12 protein-coding genes and 5 pseudogenes are annotated in these 20,704 nt (G+C 58.5%); 6 read left to right on the top strand and 11 right to left on the bottom strand.

Annotated features, from left to right (window positions below; all coding sequences use genetic code 11):
• Positions 1–433: 433 nt before the first annotated feature.
• The gene (locus tag XH87_RS10800; protein ID WP_271587255.1) at positions 434–1,594 is read left to right on the top strand and encodes a DUF418 domain-containing protein; all 1,161 of its coding nucleotides are present in this window, start codon (positions 434–436) and stop codon (positions 1,592–1,594) included.
• A gap of 404 nt (positions 1,595–1,998) precedes the next feature.
• Positions 1,999–2,421 (top strand): hypothetical protein, encoded by a 423-nt coding sequence (locus XH87_RS10795; protein WP_271587254.1) that lies wholly within the window; start codon positions 1,999–2,001, stop codon positions 2,419–2,421.
• A gap of 110 nt (positions 2,422–2,531) precedes the next feature.
• Here the strand turns inward: XH87_RS10795 and XH87_RS36605 are convergent, their stop codons facing one another.
• From XH87_RS36605 to XH87_RS10770, 6 genes and pseudogenes are all read right to left on the bottom strand, one after another.
• Entirely contained in the window at positions 2,532–3,218 is a 687-nt protein-coding gene (locus XH87_RS36605) for a DUF2478 domain-containing protein (RefSeq protein WP_333909177.1), read from the bottom strand.
• Complete coding sequence (locus XH87_RS10790; protein WP_333909176.1) at positions 3,157–3,600, bottom strand: DUF2478 domain-containing protein; 444 nt, start codon at positions 3,598–3,600, stop codon at positions 3,157–3,159. The genes XH87_RS36605 and XH87_RS10790 overlap by 62 nt, the downstream gene beginning before the upstream one ends.
• 54 nt (positions 3,601–3,654) lie before the next feature.
• Positions 3,655–4,779, bottom strand: a complete 1,125-nt coding sequence (gene modC, locus XH87_RS10785; RefSeq protein WP_271587253.1) for a molybdenum ABC transporter ATP-binding protein — start codon at positions 4,777–4,779, stop codon at positions 3,655–3,657.
• Between the two features lie 131 nt (positions 4,780–4,910).
• Positions 4,911–5,270: a hypothetical protein gene (locus XH87_RS10780; protein ID WP_271587252.1), complete on the bottom strand. Its 360-nt coding sequence runs from the start codon at positions 5,268–5,270 to the stop codon at positions 4,911–4,913.
• A 654-nt stretch (positions 5,271–5,924) separates the two neighbouring features.
• Positions 5,925–6,996: pseudogene (locus XH87_RS10775) on the bottom strand (cytochrome-c peroxidase).
• 2,817 nt (positions 6,997–9,813) lie between these two features.
• A complete protein-coding gene (locus tag XH87_RS10770; RefSeq protein WP_271587251.1) occupies positions 9,814–9,990 on the bottom strand; it encodes a hypothetical protein in 177 nt (58 codons plus the stop codon).
• Positions 9,991–10,883: 893 nt separating this feature from the next.
• Here XH87_RS10770 and XH87_RS10765 point away from each other — a divergent pair.
• Positions 10,884–11,129 (top strand): hypothetical protein, encoded by a 246-nt coding sequence (locus XH87_RS10765; RefSeq protein ID WP_271587250.1) that lies wholly within the window; start codon positions 10,884–10,886, stop codon positions 11,127–11,129.
• Positions 11,130–11,953: 824 nt separating this feature from the next.
• A pseudogene (locus XH87_RS36735) lies at positions 11,954–13,702 on the top strand (NEL-type E3 ubiquitin ligase domain-containing protein).
• 275 nt (positions 13,703–13,977) lie between these two features.
• Here the strand turns inward: XH87_RS36735 and XH87_RS10750 are convergent.
• Both XH87_RS10750 and XH87_RS10745 read right to left on the bottom strand, forming a co-directional pair.
• Complete coding sequence (locus tag XH87_RS10750; RefSeq protein ID WP_271587247.1) at positions 13,978–14,697, bottom strand: hypothetical protein; 720 nt, start codon at positions 14,695–14,697, stop codon at positions 13,978–13,980.
• Positions 14,698–14,756: 59 nt separating this feature from the next.
• Complete coding sequence (locus XH87_RS10745) at positions 14,757–15,506, bottom strand: hypothetical protein (RefSeq protein ID WP_271587246.1); 750 nt, start codon at positions 15,504–15,506, stop codon at positions 14,757–14,759.
• Between the two features lie 898 nt (positions 15,507–16,404).
• Between XH87_RS10745 and XH87_RS10740 the strand changes: the two are divergent.
• Together XH87_RS10740 and XH87_RS10735 are read left to right on the top strand one after the other, a co-directional pair.
• Positions 16,405–16,686, top strand: a pseudogene (locus tag XH87_RS10740) (IS5/IS1182 family transposase); the annotation flags it as partial.
• 424 nt (positions 16,687–17,110) lie between these two features.
• A pseudogene (locus tag XH87_RS10735) lies at positions 17,111–17,296 on the top strand (transposase); the annotation flags it as partial.
• Position 17,297: 1 nt separating this feature from the next.
• Here the strand turns inward: XH87_RS10735 and XH87_RS10730 are convergent.
• The 3 genes and pseudogenes from XH87_RS10730 to XH87_RS10720 all read right to left on the bottom strand — a co-directional run.
• A pseudogene (locus XH87_RS10730) lies at positions 17,298–17,785 on the bottom strand (M16 family metallopeptidase); the annotation flags it as partial.
• Positions 17,701–19,161 (bottom strand): M16 family metallopeptidase, encoded by a 1,461-nt coding sequence (locus XH87_RS10725; RefSeq protein WP_271587354.1) that lies wholly within the window; start codon positions 19,159–19,161, stop codon positions 17,701–17,703. The gene XH87_RS10725 and the pseudogene XH87_RS10730, both read right to left, overlap by 85 nt.
• Positions 19,162–19,591: 430 nt before the next feature.
• Positions 19,592–20,302, bottom strand: a complete 711-nt coding sequence (locus XH87_RS10720) for a hypothetical protein (RefSeq protein WP_271587245.1) — start codon at positions 20,300–20,302, stop codon at positions 19,592–19,594.
• Positions 20,303–20,704: the final 402 nt, after the last annotated feature.

Below are 20,704 nucleotides of genomic sequence, written 5' to 3'. Positions count from 1 at the left end.
ACCCCGTGGCGTCGATAAACTTCGGAACGTCTGGTTGGAAGAATCCTTATCGGATCGTTCAAACGCCGAAATTCGGACAACCATAGATACTGCTCTGTAATAGCAGAGATTTCACGTTTGATGGTCTCGTCTGTTATCGAACGGTACCGAAATAACAGCCGCGGCAATACCGGGAGCTCAAGTTGAGCCGTTGGAGAAATTCCGCCAATCCAAGCTCATGTTTATTTCCTCGCGCATTGGCAGTGAATCAATTTGTCACGGTTCGAGTCAGCCCCCAATTCAGGTAGTTTGATGTGGCACGAGGCGGGATTCTAAATCTCTCCATCGGAAATGGGAGAGTCCTGCAATGACGGGCGGGAGCATCGGCTCGCACAGCGCGCCAACGGCGAGTGACGCGGCTCCAAAGCCTATGAGCCCGTCGGAGCGGCTCGACGTGATTGACGCGCTGCGGGGCTTGGCCCTGTTCGGCGTGCTCGCCATGAACATCGTGTTCATATTTCGGGTTTCCATCTTCGCGCCGTTCTTGCCGAACGCGGAGCCGCTCGACCGGGCGGTGGCGGCTGTGCTGACGGTCGCCGTCGTCTCGAAGGCGCTTGCGCTATTCTCGCTGCTGTTCGGCGTGGGCCTTGCCATCCAATTCGAGCGGCTTGCCGGCGATGCACGACGCATGATCTTGCTCGTGCGCAGGCTGGTGGTGTTGCTGGCGATTGGCCTGGTGCACCTCTATTTGATCTGGGACGGCGACATTCTCGTCGAATATGCGCTAGCGGGCTTCGTGGTGCTGCCCTTCCTGGGCGGCGCGCGGTGGCTCATGGCGGGTGCAGCCCTGCTGCTCCTGGGGCTCTACGTGACCATGCCGCTGTTACCGCCGATCGTGCCGCCGCCGGATGACGCCGAGATGGCCGCTCTTGCCGCGGACGCGACGCGTGCCTACGGCACGGGCGGATTTTTCGATGTGCTCGCATTCCGGATCCGCGAGGTGCCGGCGATTTTTCCATTGCACGTCATGGGCTTTCCGCGCACTGTCGCGCTGTTCTTGGTCGGCGCCTTCGCGTGGCGCAGCGGGGTTTTGCGTCGGGCTTCGGCGAACCGGCGCCTGCTGTTCGTCGTCGCAACCTTTGGCATTCTTCTCGGCGGCGGATCGAGTCTCGCGGCAGCAGGACAAGAGCTCTTCGATTGGCCGTCGCTCGGGCGCGCGCTCTCTCCGCTGGAAGAGCTGGGGGCGGTCGTGTTGGCCCTGGGTTATGCGGCCGCAGTCATGGCCGCTGTGAACCTCTCGGGCGGGCGGAGGATGCTGGGCTGGGCCGCGCCGCTTGGCCGCATGGCGTTCACCAACTATCTGGCGCAATCTGTGATCTGCGGCTGGATTTTCTACGGCTATGGTCTAGGCCAATTTGGGCGCCTCGGCGTGGCCGCGACACTGGCGATCGGCATTTTCGTGTATGTCGCGCAGGTGGTGTTCAGCGCGTGGTGGCTGCGCCGCTATCGGTTCGGTCCTGTCGAGTGGCTCTGGCGCTCGTGCATGTATGGGGTACCGCAGCCGATGCGGGCAACGCTCAATTTAGCCATGATGCGCGCGACCATAGCAGATTGATGCGGGCCCCAGATACCCAAGCTGCGTTCTGCTTCAAGAGGAAGCCGCCCAAGCGGGTACGGCTGGTTCTGGGCCCTTCAGCGACCTCGGGAGATGTCCGCTTTTCCGCCGCTGTTGGGTGGGTGAGCGGACATCAGGCGGCCAGTCGCTTAATGAAGTACACGGCCTGGGCCCGTTCGGTCAGGCCGGCTTGCAGGAGCAGGCTGGGTCGAGCTCGACTTGGTCCCCCCAACTGCCGTCCTACTTCGACTTCCAACGCCGAAGGGCGAGCCAGCTCGGTCCTCAGACATCTGTCGCGGTCTCGGTTCTTTGGTTGCACACCGCGGGACATGCGTGACGATGCCCAGTCAGGGCCGGTGCTGAGCCCTGCCGGCAGACCCCCGTTCTTCATCGGGCCCTCAGGCATGCCGCAAGAGCTCGAGGATATAGGATATCTCGTTGGCGAGGATTGGCAGCATGGCTCACAGCCGGTGCCGGATTTCCTGCTCGATGTATTGGACAATAAAATGCTATTGCCGAGTTCGCGAATGGCACCGCAGCCGGTGTCCATCAACGGTGAGACCTACTCCATCACATTGGGTCCGCGAGGACGCCGCGACGCTCAGCTTATCCATCATCCAGGTCCATCCTCGGTTCCTAATGCCCAGGTCGGCGGTTCGGCTGCGAGTGCCTCTGCCGGCGACCGCATCGGGCGGGTGCTCGGAACCACGGACTGGCTGGGCGACGAGCATATCCAGCGGGACTACGAGCTCCTGTCGCAGGAGTTGTGGGCGAGCCATCCAAATCTCGCCGCCCGGACACAGCCGACTTCCTGTTCATGCCGGTGAATGATGCGACCCTACGACATCAATTGTCGCGCCTCCCATTGTTCGTTGCTGCTGGGGACCGCCGCGATCGCAACGGTCGCCCACCACTACGACTCCCCCCCCCGGGGACGCTATGACAGAGCCGCAGCAATGCTCGCAGCGCGCGTGGGAGCCGGAGACAACCTGCAAAACGCCGCCATACGCCAGCAGAGGAACGGCCACGATTGCGGTGTCTTTGTGCTCGACGGTACGCTGGCACTGGCCAGGCGGTTGGCGGGAAGACGGCAGGTAGACCTGAACCTTAGCAATCCCGTCGTCGACCGGCAGGCACTGCAGAACCGACCGAGAGATTGATGTCGGCGGCGCGCGCAGCTGGTTGAACTGCGACGTCTCGCCATTGAAGGTCCGCAATCGGCGCGTTCGCAAGGCATCACGGTGGCACAGAGCTTGGGAGCGGACGCCACAGCTAAGGCTGTTTTCGGAGGCGGCGAAGGAGTCTGATGGGCAATTTCGGGGCCGACGTGCTCGACAGTCTCACTGTCATCATCAAGCGGTCCGGTATCGTCGTCCCCAAATAACCGCAGCTGGGGCTGAAGGCCCCGCTGCGCCACCCGCGTTGAGATATCGCACCACCACTGCTCCAACGATTGACGATCACAAGGCAGCAGCGTGCCAACGCCCGCGGTGAAGGTTCGCCAGTCGGCAAGGCATTTCTTCGGAACGGCTGTCAGGACTGGTACGCCTCGGGTGATCGCGTCAACGAATTCGGCGCGCAGGCCCCGGCCAGCTGCTTCTTGTTTGGCGAATTTGTTTATCACGAGGAGATCGATCTTGATGAACCCCGCTCACAACGCCGTGAGACAAGCGGGGAATCTTCGATGCGTGCGCAATGCGAAGTGCCTGGGAAACGACAGCTGCGGCCTCGGCAAGCCCATTTGTGTCGAGATTACAAAACATAGCTCCGCTGCCGAGTGGCTGAGAAATCAAGATCTCTTGCCCCGTCGCAACGTCGATTGCGAGCATGACGTGCGTGCCATTTGTTGTGCGCCTCGAGTGTCGCTGCACGATGCCGCCGATGCGTACGCCTTGCTGCGCGATATCCTGAACGAAATCGGCGAGTAGCCTATCGACATCGTCTCTTGGACTGTAGAGAATTGCCCCCACGCTATTCGGATCTATCTCATCCAGATTGTCGATCACGGCCGGGATCCTGTTGCTGTGTTTCCCGTATCGGGGCATAGCTGTCGAACGTTCTCATGCGGATCGTGGCGGGCGTTGCAAGCACCGCTCGGCAGCCGCGAGCGGAACGGCGCGCGCGACCTCGGCGAATACGTCCGCTCCATTGCTGAGCCGTAGCGCATCAAAGGAGCGGCGCGTGATGCGCGCCAAAAGCGGCACGCCAGAACGGCCAGTTTCAAGAGCCAGAACCAAGGTGACCTCAGCCTCGTCGAACGGCAGAGAGGCTTTGATGCGTGCCGGAAATACGTTGAGGATAGAGCTTGCACGCGGGCGCTCACACGCAATGCTGACGTCGCCGGCTGCGATGCGGAGCCGCAGCTGCGCGCCCGGTCTAAGCGGCGCTCCAGGTATCAGAAGGCGTGCCCCCTTGAGGCGGAGCATGATCAGCCCATAGCGTCCATCATAGCCGCCGACCACGGTGTCAAGACAGACTGCCGCTTCGCCGCGCCTGGCAAGCGCCGGATCGCTCTGAACGACATTGAGCGGCCCGGCCGCAGTCACGACGCCATCTTTCATCATGACAAGATGATCGGCAAAACGCTCGATATCAGCGATGTCATGGCTGATGTAGATCATCGGCAATGGGAGCTTTTCGCGCAGGCGCTCGAGAAATGGCAGGATCTCGCATTTGGAGGAGCGGTCGAGCACAATGAGTGGATCGTCCAGCAAAAGCAGCCGCGGCTGGCCTAACAGCGCGCTGCCAAGCGCAAGTCGCTGTCGCTCGGCCGCGGAAAGATGTGATGGCGAACGCTCGAGCAGTGGCGCCAAGGCGAGCAATTCGACCACACCATCAAAATCGATCAGTGTCGGTGTCGATTTTGACGCGTTGTATAGAAGGGTGCGCCGTACAGACCAATGAGAAAAAAGAATTGGTAGCTGGAATACATACGCGACGGGACGCAGATGAGACGGTCGAAACGTCGCGTCATCCTGCCAAATCTCTCCATCGACCGCACAAAATCCGTTCGGCAGACGCTGCACACCAGCGATGCAGCGCGCGAGTGTGGTCTTGCCGCACCCGGGCGGACCAAAAATCGCTGTGACGCCTTTGGCTGGTAGGCTGAATTGCGCATCTAGCGGAATGTTTGCGATAGAGCCGTTGAAGGCAACCTCAATATAGCCCGTTTTTGCTTCTCTCATGAACCTGCGCTTGTGCTGTATCTTCCCATCCAAGTCACATGACCATGCCTTCGACAATCCAGTCTGTGCCGCTCCAGCGCGGCTCTGCTCGCGTGAGGGCATGAGGTGCGGCGGCGAACTGCAGAACGGTGTTAAGGCCAGAGGCTTCTTGAGCATCTCCGCGCCGCGAGATCGTGACAATCGGACGCTGCCCGGTGCGCTTGCCAATGAGACAAAGCGCCTTCTAGCAGCGCGAGGTTCTCAGCCTGCTTGGCCGAGCCGAGGGCTTCTGCTGAAGGTCCAAATGGCGCGGCTTGAGAGGTTTGACGGTAAAGATGTCGGCTCACGCCAGAGCTGAATACCGGCTCGGGGCCGGAAATCCGCATCAAGGATCCCATAGCGTTGGTAGCCGATTTGAAGTTTGCGCCGGTCGCCATAGTCATGGCCTCTGCATTCTCGGGTGCGAGCAGCATCAAAGCCAGATCGATCAGGATCAATCGGATAAGCCTCATTGGAACTCCGGCTCCGCCGTCGCAAATGGTTGATCCCTAACCAGCAATCCGCGTGCCGTTTCAAGGAATATCTGCGCGTCTAGCGGCAAGGGAGGCTTTGTATCGGTCTCCACCCGGCGTAAATCGCCGCATCTTATTGTAGGGCTTGGGACGCTCGCGTCACCAACCGCACATGCAGGAGCTACGAGATGGAAGCTGAGGATGATCCATCGCCTCTTGCATTGGAGATGGTGCTTTGGCGAACATGCGGCCCGTAAAACTCGTCAATGATGCACAACTCCATGCCCTCCGATTTGGCGAACCTTCCGATGTGCGCGGAGGAGAAGGTCGGCTGCCGGGCGCTTGGAAAAAAGCTGATGTGAGATGATATGCTGTGCCCACGAGCTACGGGAGAACGTCTTCCTGGCAGCACCGGTTGCGGGCGTATTTCAGGGCGCGCGGGCCTTGCTGGAACGCGAGGTGACCCAGGATTGAGCTGCCCAAGATGGATAATTTGACAGGCCCCTAAGGAATTCTTGCGTTAGCGACGAACGGGTTGGGGCTCGAGGCGCGCAATTTCGGCCTGCTAAATGCTCCAGCTTGGACCGCGATATCGCCTGATTTCGCTGCAGCAGCGCTATCTGCCTCGACGTAGCGTGTCGCTATCGTGAAGGCCTATTTGTCTAAGGAGGGCTTTGGGGTTGCAATGGTCCGTGTTGGCAGTATCGGGTAATCGATCTTTGGCAGCTGCCCGGTGAGCGAATTTAGAAACGCTACAATCTCGTCAGCTTCTTCATCGCTGAGCTTTGCGCCAAGCTGAACCTCACTCATCACGCCAACCGCTTGCTTAAGACTCCAAACCTGACCAGAATGGAAGTAGGGAGGGCGCAATGCGACGTTGCGCAACGGCGCCGAGCGGAAAACATACTCGTCTCCGAGATCCTTGGTGACGGCAAAACGACCCTTGTCCTCCCTCGGAAGCAGGCTTTCGGCTGGCCTTTCAATCAGGCCGAACGGGAAGTAATCCTGTCCACCGACGTTGATTCCGTTGTGGCAAGAGGAGCATCCCTTTGCGATGAATAGCTTTAGCCCGGCTTTCTGCTGATCAGTGAGAGCATATTCATTGCCCTCAAGGTACTGATCGAAGGGGGCGGCGGGAGTAATCAAGGTCGCCTCGAAAGCCTCGATGGCCTTGGCAAAATTGTCAAACGTAACGGGAGCCGCATCGTTGGGAAAAGCCTTACTGAACATAACGACATAATCGGTCATCGAATTCAATGTTCTGAGCACGGAATCGGGCGTCGCATTCATTTCGACGCTGGCCTGGACAGGGCCTGCGGCCTGCGCTTTAAGATCCGCCGCGCGCCCATCCCAGAACTGCGCCACGTTGAAGACCGCGTTATAGACTGTTGGCGCACGACGTGACCCCAGCTGCCAGCGATGACCAATCGACGTCGGGCCGGCATCTACCCCGCCCGTCCCAAGGTTATGACATGTTGTTGCAGCTAATAACCCCACTCGCCGATAGCCTCGGATCGAAAAACAAGGATTTGCCAAGTGTGACCTTTTCATGGGTGATAGGATTGTCCTTCACCGCTGGAACGATTGAGGGAATCGGCTTGAAAATCCGCTTGGCGGCGCTCATCAAATCCTCATTGGCGCCTGCTACTGGCGAAACCAGAATGGCTGCGGCCACAACACTTAACCTGCCGACCCTGGAAAGCTCGCGCACCGCTAATTTCCCCATGTGAAGTCTCGCTTTTCTCCTAGATCGTGACTGCTACAGGTCTTTCTGCGGACGGACGCGGACCGAGCGCTATGTTCGCGCTTCAACGAGGAATCGTGTCTTCCGTGTTCCGGTTAGGCTGCACCCAGGCTGACGCTCTGCCAGTGTTAGTAGCAACCGGCGTGCCAGCGGGGCTCAAGGTCGAAGCTGCTGAGCTGGTTTCAAGCAATTGCGCACCGTGAATAGCAGCAGGCCGCTTGAGGCTGTCGAATCGAGGTACCTGACAGTTGCGACAATCACCATCCAGCCACGGTATCCTGGCCTGTCGGTCCAAACCTGTGTGCTTCTCGGAAAACCATCGTACCGAACTCTTTGACTCCGCAGATCAAGGCCTGTTCGGAACGCGAACAAAACGAGCTGCGTCGACGCAGCTTGTTGCTGATCGTCTCGATGCGTGCCCTTTACGCCCGCAACCCCAACACTAGGCTGAGCGCCATCGACCAACATCGGGGACGTTCATCCCGGGCGGGGCAGCCGGTCAGGCGTCCAGTTGTCGGAAGTTCGTCCTACTGCCCCCAATGTGGGTATGCCCGTCTCAGAACGTATTCACACACTTGACGCTCAAAGTGCTTGAATCGACCGTGGCGTCAGGTTGTAGCCTTGCGAAGCAGAACGCCATATTGGGAGCCTGCATCGCCACACAAGCGCTAAACGGCCGATCTCTGTTGTATCTCGGTCTTCGCAAGCGAGACGATGATTCGGGAGCCCGTAATCATTGCGTCGGGCCCGCAAGAGCGAGACAGTGGCTGCCGAGGCGGCCCAATCCGGTAAACAGATTATGCTCGCGGGGCAGAGAACAATAGTGAAGGATATGCGGCTTAAGAGAGGTTTGGTGAATCAAGAGCGACGAATAGGCTGGACTTGCAATGCGCATCGCTGTGCAGCCGCCCTCGCCGCGATGGCGATCGCAACGACGTGGTGCACAGGACACGCTCGCGCGCGAGATCGGCGGGCCGAGGAAGTCTTGATGTCGTGCAAACCAGACGTGATCCGCTTCTGTGACCGCTTTACAGGGCGTAGCGACGTGGACGTGGCCATGTTTTGTCTTAGGGACAATTTCAAGAACTTGCGCGGCGAATGCCGCCGCATGATGCCGATCGCGGCGGAGAGAAAGGACGGACCGAGACGGCGTATCAACAGGCTTCCGGTCGTCCTCCGTCGAGAGTGAGGCGTCCGAGCGGCAGTTGCAGAAATCGAGCGACAGTGAGGTGTTCAGACTAACGGGCGCCGGAGTTTGGCCAAGTTGGTGGCCGAAAGTCGATCGGGCTTAAGCATCAGCCTGCCGAGCCGCAGTTCATCTGTCAGGGGGGCTGAGCTCCGTGAATGGATTGGCCTCGATCAGCGATCGATAGTGCGCCCACGATTGTTACGAGGTTTGCTCTGAACTTTTGTACTGCAGCAGTTGCGCTTTATTCTGCGCTGCAGCCATTCGCCGACTTTGAGGCCGTCGTGAGATTGCCATCGGCTCGCTGTAACTGGTCGGAAGGACAATCTGCGTAAACTGTGGTGGTTACGGCCGGACATCTGCAGCAATCCGTGCTGCCCATCAATCTATGACGTTGTGGTCGGCAATCAAGTATTTTCCGGCAGGTGGCTAAATCGGCTACAACTGGCAAATGATCGCTGGAATGTTAGCGTTGGAGGTATGTTCCATCGCGGTCTTCCTCAGATTTCTCAGCTTGGGATTAGCTGGTCTCGACTGCCGGGCTCAAGCTTCAGATAGAGCTAGGAAACCTCTTTTGTTAGCCGCCCATCGGCTTCCCGAAGGAACCGCTTGATGCCATCTCGATGGGCGCTTCAGGGGAATCGCTTCGCTCGATCGTGGTGCTCTTGGCCGAATACACCTTAGGGCTCAAGGTCAAAGGAAATGCCGTCGACAAGAGCCGTTCAAAGGCAGAAAGCTGTTCAAGCAGACGCTTCTCAACGGCCTTGCGCTCCGCGCCAGGTAGGTCCCTTTTAAGTAATCGACGGCAGCGCCAGATTTCGCTCCGCAGCCATCTGATCTCACTTAATGTATCATCAGTTGAAGTCATCACAGATGTAGTTCACTTCGTCCCTGGAGTATCAAGCATGGCGATCGTCATCGAGCGGCCATTCCTTGGCTCCGCATTCCTGCCGAATAATTGCATCCGAGGACTTGCGACTTCCCGCCTGTTCTTTCGGCGAGCACTCGATGTACGCAACTCTTATCAATCAATATCACCCTACACCGCGCGTGTGACGAGAAATCGCAGTAGATCCTCGCGTTTTCACAGCGCTGCGATCGTGTGCCTTGCACAATTCCTGCGCTCCACAGGATTGATCGGTGCGCGAACAAAAGCCGAGAAGCGGAGAGCAGTTAAATCCATGTCCGACACGCATTCGGCTCAAGCCTGTTCAGGCGCTGGGCGCGACCTGACTTGGGCAACAGCTCGCGACTCGGAACGTAGCGATGTCGAGCTCTAGCGGCCGAAGCGGCGTAAAGCGGTAGCGGCTTCATTGCGATCGCCTCCTCTCTGATGCTGGTTAGTCCCGCGCTGCTACCGGACATTCGCAATCGCTTACCCGATAAATAATTTAGGGGCGAGGTGGACCTCATCAACAACATGGGTAAGCCATGGGGGCGATTGTTTGAGAAAGGCGAGCCAGCCTGACTGCGGTCCCCGGCACGCGCCACCCAATCAAGCCGGGATTGGGATCTTGGCAATCCGAGGCAAATGTCGGCTAGACGCGGTGTCGAGCCAAATGAGCGTTCCAGGGACAATCATTGCTATCGGCATCCACTGTGCACAGTCGGCCTCAGAAGACCGATTTAATAGCTTGAATCTCACGCTGCGATAGGTTGTAGGCTTGCTGATGCGTAAACGATAAAGGCCCGCTTGGCAGGCGTTGATGGCGCATCGCAAATGGAGATTGAGGGGGGCGGTCTGCTGATTGCCAGTTTTCTCGCTTGCGGGCGATGGCCAGGAAAGCCATTTGCATCATCGGCACGGGGCGCGGGGCCAGCCATAGTCAAGTACGCTGACAAGTTGGAGTCGCGAGATGGCATGGATGATGCAATGATACAGGTAGCAGAATATGACTGAACCCAGCCGTAATCGCGTTTTTAGCCGTCCGGCGAAAGCGCGCTGGGTGAACAGCCCGCGCTCGCAAGCAAATACTCCAACGGAATAGACGGTTCATATCCAGCCAGAGGCGATGACCGGCAGCACTGATGGCCGCACAGAGCGCTGCGGTGACAGCTCGGAAGCATGTCCTTTCAAACCGGCCTCACGAGGGCGCTAGGCGAAAATCGATCGCGCCAGCGACATCGTTGAATTCTCAACGGTGGGGATCACGCGCGACAAGCAACTGCGCAACGTGGACTATTCGGTGTTCCAGCAAAAGGCGGTGTTGAGTTTCAATCTGACTTCTGCCGAGTTTCGAGGAAAGCATCCGCGCCGGAAGATCGTGGGGCTACCCACGACATGCAACGCGTTGAGCCGAAAGGCCGGAGGTCAGGCCGGCCAGGACGTTTGCCAGAGAATAGCTTCTCGAGTGTCGCAGCTTGACGACGTTCTGATTGGGAAGGTCGGAATTAGGGCCCTTTCCATATTTGCACCATCATTCGGTCGGTAATCCAAAAGAGCGGAATGCCGCTGTGGAGCTATCCGAATCGTGCAAGTCACGCAATCTGAAGCCGTGCGCCTGTGCTGAGGACAAGCGGTCCGAGCAGTTAGGTAAACGACCAAATAAATCTCTCGATAGCAGAGTTCAACGGGCATGAAGCTGCGACGTCGAAAGACGACTATCGGTCGCAGCGACACATCTAAGCGATGTGGTCGCCAAAGATTACAGAACTGAACAAAAAAAATCAGAAGGACTAGGTCTTGAGCCAGGCGGAGAATGACGTCGTCGAGCACATGCTCTCGTCATTGACGACCAGCGTGTTGCAGAATCGTATCGCGCCCTCCGACGAGCAGGTGATGCATCATTTTGGGTTAGCCTGCGAGAGAGTGGGGCTGATCGCGACGGAGGAGATAGCAATACGCATACTGAAACGTGTTTCACGCGAGATCAACAAGTCACAGTCGATGCTCGAGTTCATTGGTCGCGGCGCGGCTCGACTGCATTGAGCTCGACATATAAACTCTGTCGCACCAGTGCAGATGCAGCTGTCCGGCCACTCAGTCGAACGTGTACGGGTCAAGAGCCGTCTCATGGGCGCTTGCCTGTCGAGGTCTGCGACGGTAAGCCGAGGAGGAGGGCCGGTTCACGTGGCCGATGTCAAAAACGCGGGGAACTCGTTATCGGAGAAATTTAGCGAGCCCGTGTTGTTAACATTCGGGTGCGCGCCGCGTCTCGTAGCCAAGGGCGAGCGGCGTTAGGCGCGATGGGCTGCAAGCTTTTAAGCTCAGCTATTACATAAGCGTTTCAACGCAGGGAGAAGTGGGGCCGCCTCGCCGCAAGCGATAGCAAAGTTGCGGGCGCAAGCGCGCCGCTGCCGGCGTGCCGGCGTGCCGGCGCCAGTCGGCCCAGCTCGAAGTCATTCCGCCTGCGGAGCGCTGAGCCTAAGCTTGAGAAATTGATGGGGACCATCCCCCATTTTGTTGCTCCGCGGTTTGTCAGCTTATCGACAGCTAGCTCTCGTATCATGAACGTCGCCACTTGCTGGCAGGCGCCGCTCAATGGGCGCAGATCTGGCAGGCGAGACCGGGATGGACTCCAATATCAACCGATGCACGGACGAGACTTCGCCTGGGTTCGCTGCACCGTCTGCAGTTGCTCGGTGGCACTCGCAGCAGCGTATTTGCGCCAGTCGTGCGTGACGGCCCCGCTCTGTGATCGCACCTCATTGCAGTTAGCCGGTGGAGCGTCATCCATGGTGGAGGATTACCGGTTCTAAGATGCGCCGCCCCAGCGAGTTCGCTTCATTTTTGCTACCGAAAAGATGACATCGATGAATGCAGAACAGCTCGGCGCTGGTATTCCTTCCGCAACTTCCGATTCGGAAAGCTCCGAACCGGGCTCTCCGCCCGCATCGCAGTGGGGAGAGGCCTTGACGGACGTGCAGGCGTCCGCTGGCGAGGCGACTGCCTGGCAGGCGGAGGTGTTGACTGACTGGACTGCCGAAGGGCAGGGGCAAAATGAGGATCGGCAACAGGCGGTAAGTCGAACGAGGGCTTGGCGGCGCACGGGTGATCTCAATGAGCCGCTAGATCTGTCGTCTCTGTCCCTGACTGCCTTGTCTGCGCCCATTCTGGCCGGGTGCGCCGCCTGAATGTAGATGACAATCAGCTCAACAGCCTACCCGAGCTTCCACCTGGCCTGCGGCGGCTCTATGCCATCAGCAATGGGCTGACGGCGCCTGCCCGCAGAGCTGCCGCCGGGAGTGCGGCGGCTGAATGTCGACAACAATCAGCTGGCCAGCCTGCCCGAACGCCTTCCAGCAACGCTTCAGGAGTTGGACGCCAGCGGTAACCGTCTGACCCACCTGCCCGGGCTTCCAGCCGGGCTCCAGCGTCTGAACGTCGAGCACAATCCGCTGACGGACCTGCCCGAGCCTCTTCCGGCCGAGCTCGAATGGCTCAGCGCCAGCCACAACCGGCTGACCAGCCCCAGCTGCTATGGCTCGGCGCCAGCAACAATCAGCTGACCAGCGTGCCCGAGACCCTGCTGACGCAGCTAAGCCGCGACTCGAGCGTTAATCTGGAGAATAATCCGCTCGCCGATTGGGTGCAGGCCGGCCTGGCAACAGCGATGCGTGCCGGACACTATGCCGGCCCTTAGGTTTTCTTCTCAACCGCGGATGGAGCGATGGAAGTTCAGCCGCGGTCCCTGCAAGAGGTTGTCGCGGACTGGCTCGAGGGCGAGCCCACGGCAATGGCCACTTGGCAGCACTTCGCCCATGAAGCGGGGGCCGCGGACTATGCACGCTTCCTCGACAGGCTCCGGGGGCACCGTGAACTATGGCAACGAGGCGTTCCGCCAGGCGGTCGCCGAAGATTTGCGGCAGGCAGCCGTCAGGCCGCGTTTGCGCGAGCAGTATTTCGAGTTGGCTTCAGGAGCGAACGCGAGCTGCGAAGATCGCATTACCTTGGCGTGGAACGGCATGCAGACTGCACGCCTGAACGCTGATGTCGAGGAGGGCGTCTATGACGGGCGACTGGGCGAACTGCTCGAGCACGGCCGCGTCATGTTTCGCTTGGAAGCTCTGGACGGAATCGCGCGCGAGAGGGTCAACTCGCTTCGTCGTGCCAACCCCAACGCGGAAGTCGATGAGATCGAGGTCTACCTTGCCTACCAGACCCAGCTGCGGGATGCGCTGGAGCTGCGGCACATCGCTCCCGACATGCGCTTCATGAACGTCTCTCACGTGACCGAGGACGATGTGGCCAGGGCCGAGGCATCAGTGCTGAACCAGGAAGCGACGGAATTTCCGGACTATTTGGCAGCGCGCTGGCAACCATGGGAAAGTGTGATGCGGCCCATCGCACCCGAAGACTATGCTGAAATGCAGGAGCGGCTCGTCGACGCGATGGGCATACAGTTTCAAACCCGCTTGGATGGGCGACTGGCCGAGCATGGTCTGAGAGGCGATGCTGATGCCGAGCGGGTGCTCGGCGCCCAGATACGCAACGAGATCGCCCGCGAGATCAAAAGCGCGGTCATGCACCAGGTGCTCGCGAAACTCGGCCTTGAGCTATGAGCGTCCTCCGACGGAAGGGCCCGTCGATCCGCCCAGCCGCTCACAAGTCAAGACAACCATCGATCCTTCCGGGGACGGGATGTCTGCATGAGCCATTCGGCGAATCAGCTGCCATCAATTGCCAGTCGCGCGGTTCGTGCGCACGATCACGGTGGAGATGCGCGATCCAAGCGAAAATTCGTATACCGCAACTCATGCGTTCGCGCTGCGAACGCCATTAAGTCATTGGTCAACGATCACTCATAGGAGGAATAGATGGCGAGCAGACCGAACTCTCAAGTGGCCCTTGTGCAACGTAGGCTATCGATATCCGTCCCCCGCGATCGATAGGACCCTCGCAGCATCACACTCGAATCCAGATCGCGAAACATGTTGTAATTTCGCCGGATCCATTGATGCAGCTCGGTGGACCAGTCCTTCTCGTTGCGCAGATATCCAGTGAAGGAAAAGCTAAGCCGGTCTATATATCTCTTGAGGAACAGCGGAAGTGCGGGAATCCGAATCACCCGCTCGCCATCCATCGCTTCAGGTAATCCGCCGCGCAGAACGAATTCATTGTGGACGGTGACCAGCGACGCCGGCGGAATTCGCCGCCGCAGCATTTCATAACCGCGAAAGGAGATACGGTCTGCGCCCGCGACGTAGAGAATGATAGGGGCGACATAGCAGCGCGCCGTCTCCTTCATGAAGCCAATCTCCTCGCACATCTTGAAGAATTCATCGAAGGCGTGAAAGCCGAGATCAATCACCTTGGCTACCCGATCGTGGACGATAAGGGGGTCCATCAGCTGCATCTTGCCGTAAGTGTCGATCACATCCGCGGTTTCCGTGATGTTGGGGAGGTAGTCGAGCAATGACGGCTCTTTCAGGTTGACATCAAACGACAGCGCTGTGCCGTTTTTCAGCAGCAAGAACTCGCTCATGGCCCGAGCGATGAGGGTTTTACCGACCTGCGGGCTAGGAGAGCAGATGATGTAGACGGGGGTCGCTAACATAGCCAGCAGATCAATTTCGTTTCGTACGTGGGCCCGACTTGAGCTCGCCGAATATGCGACTACTTCTCGCCGGCCCGCGTGGCGGACTTGGCGCCGGCCAATTCCGTCAAGTTGATGCGATCAAATTCGCTCCAGACATTTGCCAGCCAGTGCCGGACATAGCCGCGCAGTACGAAGGAGTTGTTAGCGGGTTCATCGTTCCGCCCCTTGTTTGCGACGAAGTCTATGAATGGGACGGATGCGACTTCCACCTGCTCATAGGCCATCTCGTTAAGCTTCGGTATAACCAACTCGGTCGCATGTTTGATGCGGTGAAAATAGGAATTATATGTCGCTTGATCCCACTGGAAGAATTGAGTGTCGTTGATGAAGTTCTTGACGAGATAGTACTTCGCGCCGCTCATGAAGGTCGCGGTTTCAGCGATCTCGTCTAGCGAAGCGATGGATGATCCCAGGATATGGAACACGGCGAATGTTATCTGGCCAGACCGCGCCGACTCCAGAAATCCGATATCGCGCAAGGAAGCCAGCGCAGAGGACAGTAAGCCTGCGCGAGCATCAATGACAGTGACGGACAGCCCTGAGTTCAGGGTATCGAAGATCTTCATCTGGTCCGCCGTCGTCGTCATGTCAACGATCTCGGTGATCTCGGGATAAAAGCGCTTCAGCGTTCCCCGCGGCGACTCGGTGTCGAATGCGCGTGTTTGCACGTTATTGACGCTGAAGTAGTCCAGTAGCGTTCGTGATACGGTCGTTTTTCCGACTCCTCCCTTGTCCGCACCTACCACAATTACAACTGGCTTCACCATGGAAATCTCCTGAGACACTCGCTATTGCCGCGCGCAAACTGCGCAATCGGCGCGTCTCTGCTTTGGGTGCGAACATGGCAGAAAGAAGGGGCAATGAACTTTCGAAGCGAGAGCTCTGCAACCGATGAACATTTTCAACATCAAGCGAGTGACGTCTTTGGATCGCAACGACAATGCAGGCCGAGAATGGGGAGTAAATCACTTGTACTGGTGATCTGCGTGAGGTTTGTAAGCGGCCGGAATTCGCGCCGCCAAGAACCAACGGTCTGCCTGTGGTGATCGTTGCGATTGCTATAGGCTATCTATCGCCGCCGCTATTTAAATTGGCATGAAGGGACCGAATGTTACGTAGCGTCAGATTGCGAGCGCGGGGAAGCACAAACGAGGTGGGGCTACGCGGTCCGACCATGGTTTGGCAAATCATCAAAGGTCTGCTGGGATCAGATTGTCGTCTTTTCGGCAGACAAGTGCTGAGAGATGATCCTGAGCGATCGAGCTCTCACTCTGCTGAAGAATATCGAGATATGCGAGCGCTGAAACGGTTGCTGACGCAAATAGCAACCATGCATCTGTTCGCGCCGAGGCAAGATTATCGTGTCATTGAGAGCGAGATCGAAGGGTGAGCGGGGCGCCGCCCGACGGCGCAACATCGAGGCGAAGCGATCTCGAGGACGCTCCGTCAAAAAAAGCCGGCGTCGAGCGAATGAGACTGACGATCTTTGTCTTGGGCACAGAGTTCGCCGATGACGCTACATGGTGCGGGTCGAGAAGAATCTGCAAGGAATGACGATGGGCTGGCGCGTGTGCGCTCTCGCTGGGCCGCTTCCTTGGGTGCGGCGGACCTGTTTCCTCGCCCGAGTTGATTCGACGTGGGGACTTCGATGCGCAAAGGACCGTGCTCATAAGCTTCAGTGCGGCGGGCGCACGCTGGCGCGACTGCCCGCCCACACGACGATCTACAATCGGATCAATCGCTGGGTCAAGCGCCGCCATTGGCAACTGTTCTTGAAGCGCTCGCCCGCTGCGGGAGCGACAGCCTGACTTTGTCCATCGGCTCCGCCTCGATCGAAGCGCATCGGTCCGTTAGCGGCGGAAAGGGGAGCATAGAGATGCTGTCGGCCGTTCGCGCCGTGGGCGGACGACGATAATCCGCCCGCTAAGCGACCCTGATTGCAAACCTTACACGACGTCAGCTTGCCGACAGCTTCTATTAGCAATCCACAGCAATGAGAATCAACTACTACACCGCCCCCTCTGACGAGCAGAGTCTGGACCAGCAGCGCGATGCGCCGGCCGGCGCCGCTCGCGCGGATACGACCAAGTTTACGGCCGCTTTGGCGGCCCAGGCACCAGCCTCTTTCGCTATCGAGAGGAGAGGTGAGCAAGTGAGGCTGTACAGAGCGATCAGCAGTAGCGGCAACGTCCAGTGTGTTTCTTTGTTTCCGGATGCCGACGGACGCAATAAGGTGGGAAGTATGAGCTTGGCGCCAAGGGCCACACGTTGCGAATTCTCACCATAGAGAGTCACGGGCGATCCAGGTACAAAGGAATCGGGACTGCTATGCTGAATCCCTGACCCGAGTTGATTCGGCGTAGGGACTTCGATGCGCAAAGGATTGTTCGGGCTCAACGACAAGCAGTTGGCTCAGATCGAGCCGCATCTGCCAACGAATCTGACCGGCCCGTCGCGGGAAGACGATCGACGTATTATCAGCGGTATCGTTCACATGCTTCAGTGCGGCGCACGCTGGCGCGATTGCCCGCCCGACTATGGTCCCTACACGACGATCTAAAGGCGACTTCGATGAACTTGCGATGGGCCACAGACGAAGGATCGGCACGAGTCGTGCTGAAGGCGCGCAAGCACGCTGGCGCGGATCCGTTCGACATCGGCCGCGTCGAAACGCGGCGAGGTTAGCGCCATGCGCAAAAGATCGAAGGCCTCGTCCGCGTTGTCCTCGAGCGTGCGCAAGGAACCGCGGAAGTGATCATGGGTCGAGCGAAAACGCAGCTCAATCGCATTCGAGCCGCTCATGGAAGGTCTTGAAGTCAAGGTCGCCGGAACGTTCCTTGAGCAGGCCAGCAACCATGTGGCCTACGCCAGGTTTTTGAGAGGGGTCCTGAGTCGCGCCGCCGGTGAATGCAAATTCCATCGCGATCAACGGGACAGTGGAATCCTGCACGGACCAGGCTTCTATACCGCAAGACGAAACCAAGTGCTTGATCCTGGTCCGCGCAAGCGTCCTCGTGGCGGCAAGCGAATTTGGCGAAGCGAGCATCGCGATTGAGAGCGAGGCTCCCCCGAGGAGGATCCCACGTCGTGTGGCGTAGACTCTTTGATGAGATAGCCGGTCACCGATCGCTTCTTGTCGAGCCATTTCCGTACGGCCTCGTGCACCTGCTGTGCATCGACCGCGCGGATGCCGTCCGGCCAGCCTCGAATATCGTCGATGCACAGTCCCGTTGTCAGGCCGCGGCCATACCAGCGCGCGAGCATTTCATGATTGTCCTGGACGTAGGTTACTTGCGCGATCAGCCGCGTTTTGACCCGCTCGAGGTCTTCGGTGCTCGCAGGATTACGCCCAATGTCGGCAATTACCGCGTCGATGAAGCGCTCAATCTGGCTGAGTTTGACGCCGGGTTTTGGTATGGCCGAAATCTGGAATAGCGAGGGATCGAGTGCGGCAGAGTGGTAGCTCGCTCCGGCAGTGACCGCGAGCTGCTTCTCGAGCACCAGCGAGCGATAGAGATATGAGTTGACGCCGCCGCCCATCAACTGCTCTAGCACGTCAAGCACCGGACCCTCGCCGGCGGCCGCGGTGCGAGCCGACGGTACGAGGTAATAGCGGTGCAGGGCTGGCTGTTCGACGCGGGAATCGGCCAACGTCACTGTGCGCGGCGCGGCCGGCGTCGGCTCCTGCGGCCGCAGGCGCTCCAGGGGAATCGATGGTTGCGCGGGGATGCCGCCAAACCTCTCCTTCACCATCGAGCGGATTTCTTTGGGGGCGACGTCGCCGGCGACAATCAAGATCGCGTTGTTCGGTGCATAGAAGCGTTTGTAGAGGGTAAGCGCGTCCTCTCGGGTAAGCTTTTCGATTTCGTGGCGCCACCCGATAATGGGGCGACCGTAGGGGTGGTTGAGGTAAAGCGCCGCCATCATCTGCTCAGCAAGCCGTTCACCTGGATGGTTGGCGACGCGCTTATTGAACTCCTCCAGCACGACGTCGCGCTCGGACAGCACGTTCTCATCCTTGAGAATGAGATCGGTCATGCGGTCGGCTTCAAATTCCATCATCATGCCGAGGTGCTCGCGCGGCACGTGCTGGAAGTAGCTGGTGTAGTCGAATCCGGTGAAGGCGTTGTGATTGCCGCCGGCGCGCAGCACGGCCTTGGAGAATTCATTCGGCGGATGTTTGGAGGTGCCCTTGAACATCAGGTGTTCGAGGAAATGCGCAAGCCCCGATTTGCCAGGCGGCTCGTCGGCGGAACCCACCTTATACCATATCATCTGAGTCACGACGGGTGTGCGATGATCCGGGATCACGACCACCTGCAGGCCGTTCTGAAGCGTGAAGCTAGCTGGTCGAGCTGATCTGAACGTGTCGGAAAAGACGCCACCCTCTTCAGGAAGATATAAGTCAGTGCTATCATCCATACTATGCTCGACCGCCAGCGCGGTGGGCGTCGTCGAGTCGGAGGTACTAGCGGCGGTACCTCCCGCCTTGGCGGTGACCGAAATCCGGTTCTGCATGGCATCGCCTTTCGTTTCATACTGATCCACGTTTATGGCGGACAAATCCGACAAAGCGGGGAGCCGCACGTTATTTGCCAAACAGCAGAGCAAATGCCGGACCAGTGGCGTACTCACGGCCGCGCGCACGCCAACTGGACGCAAAACAGAACCGGCGCGTACTATTCTCTGGCCAAAGGTGAACCGTCGACATGTCGTGAACACGACATTGCGCACAACGCGTCAGGACAACTTGGCATCAACTGACAGAATAGAAAACTTGCAGAAAAGGTGGATTGAGCGGCGATATGACGCTGGCGCAACTTTCGGCAGGCTCGCTGTTACACATCTCACTCTACACGATGAATGGCTTGGTAATATTTCTCATGGTCGCGAGGCGAGAGTCGGCGAGCAGCTCCTTGGAATACACTGCGCCGAAGTAGTCGAGGACGAAGGTGCCTGAATAGCGTAGATTATCGGACGCGCGGATCAGGTTATCGAGGATTGTGCCGACTTGGCCAATGCGGTCGCGATAGCGCGCGCGGATAACGTTAACGGCGTTCATCGAGTGGACCGCCTCATCGGCAATTACCTCCCGCAGCCAATGATGGAACGTGTTGTTCCCGAGGGCGTCATAAAATGGCTTTTCTGCTGCATAGGCGCGGCAAGTGCACATTTCATCAAATGCAATCAGAACCATTAAGGAGAATTCGTCATTCACGTGTTCAACGATCGGACCAAAATCATGCGATCGAGCGTCCAAACTCTCCCGAAGATTCCTTTCGGATCCATTAGCGACAAGTTCAATGATCCGGATGAATCCGTCGGTGTGTCGCTCTTCGTCGATCGCCCAGGCGTTGAAGAATGCCGCAGCTTCATCGGAAGCAATAAGATTTCTCGCCACTAATTCTTGTTTCAAGTACCGCGCGTCATATTCCGTGTACAGATCAGGCCACAATTTGTCCCAACGCGCGCGTACAATCGGCGGCTCGGCGGCGAACATCGCTGGCGTAAGAGCATTGAATAGCTCTCTTGCATTCCACTTCCGCCGGACCGGCGTGATCATCTGAGTGCCCCTAATCGTGGTGCGAGCGCTCTGGCGCGGCATTATTAACCAAACGATCTGAAGGCAAATTACGACAGACAAAGCCGCGCCGTCGCCTATTCGCTTTGGGAGGTCGATTCTAAGCCAGAGACGTTCGACCTGAACTGAAGTGTCACCTGGAATGGGGCAGAAAGTCCTTGTGGCCGAGCGCCGCAAGTCCAAAGCACTACTCTCAACCGGTGGCCGAAGATGACGCGCCTGACTCCGAGAGTGCCGCCACGGCAGGGCTGTCAACTGTGAGGAGCGCTTAGTGTCAGCAGGATCCAGCGACGCCGTTGGTTCGGCCTACCGATCGGTCAGTCTGGACCGCGCAGAATTGGCCGTGTCATGTGGCAGGGGACCGAGGTTCGGGCGTAAGCTAGG

Origin of the sequence: Bradyrhizobium sp. CCBAU 53415 (assembly GCF_028128735.1) — a bacterium.
In the GTDB taxonomy this organism is placed as follows: Bacteria; Pseudomonadota; Alphaproteobacteria; order Rhizobiales; family Xanthobacteraceae; genus Bradyrhizobium.
This window is presented reverse-complemented; position numbering and strand designations above follow the sequence as displayed.

Coding starts and splice junctions, on each gene's coding strand:
- XH87_RS10795 (WP_271587254.1), top strand. CDS start 1,999: ATGCCGCAAGAGCTCGAGGATATAGGATATCTCGTTGGCGAGGATTGG.
- XH87_RS10725 (WP_271587354.1), bottom strand. CDS start 19,161: ATGGATGATAGCACTGACTTATATCTTCCTGAAGAGGGTGGCGTCTTT.
- XH87_RS10745 (WP_271587246.1), bottom strand. CDS start 15,506: ATGGTGAAGCCAGTTGTAATTGTGGTAGGTGCGGACAAGGGAGGAGTC.
- modC (WP_271587253.1), bottom strand. CDS start 4,779: ATGAGAGAAGCAAAAACGGGCTATATTGAGGTTGCCTTCAACGGCTCT.
- XH87_RS10720 (WP_271587245.1), bottom strand. CDS start 20,302: ATGATCACGCCGGTCCGGCGGAAGTGGAATGCAAGAGAGCTATTCAAT.
- XH87_RS10770 (WP_271587251.1), bottom strand. CDS start 9,990: ATGGCTTTCCTGGCCATCGCCCGCAAGCGAGAAAACTGGCAATCAGCA.
- XH87_RS10750 (WP_271587247.1), bottom strand. CDS start 14,697: ATGTTAGCGACCCCCGTCTACATCATCTGCTCTCCTAGCCCGCAGGTC.
- XH87_RS10780 (WP_271587252.1), bottom strand. CDS start 5,270: ATGAGGCTTATCCGATTGATCCTGATCGATCTGGCTTTGATGCTGCTC.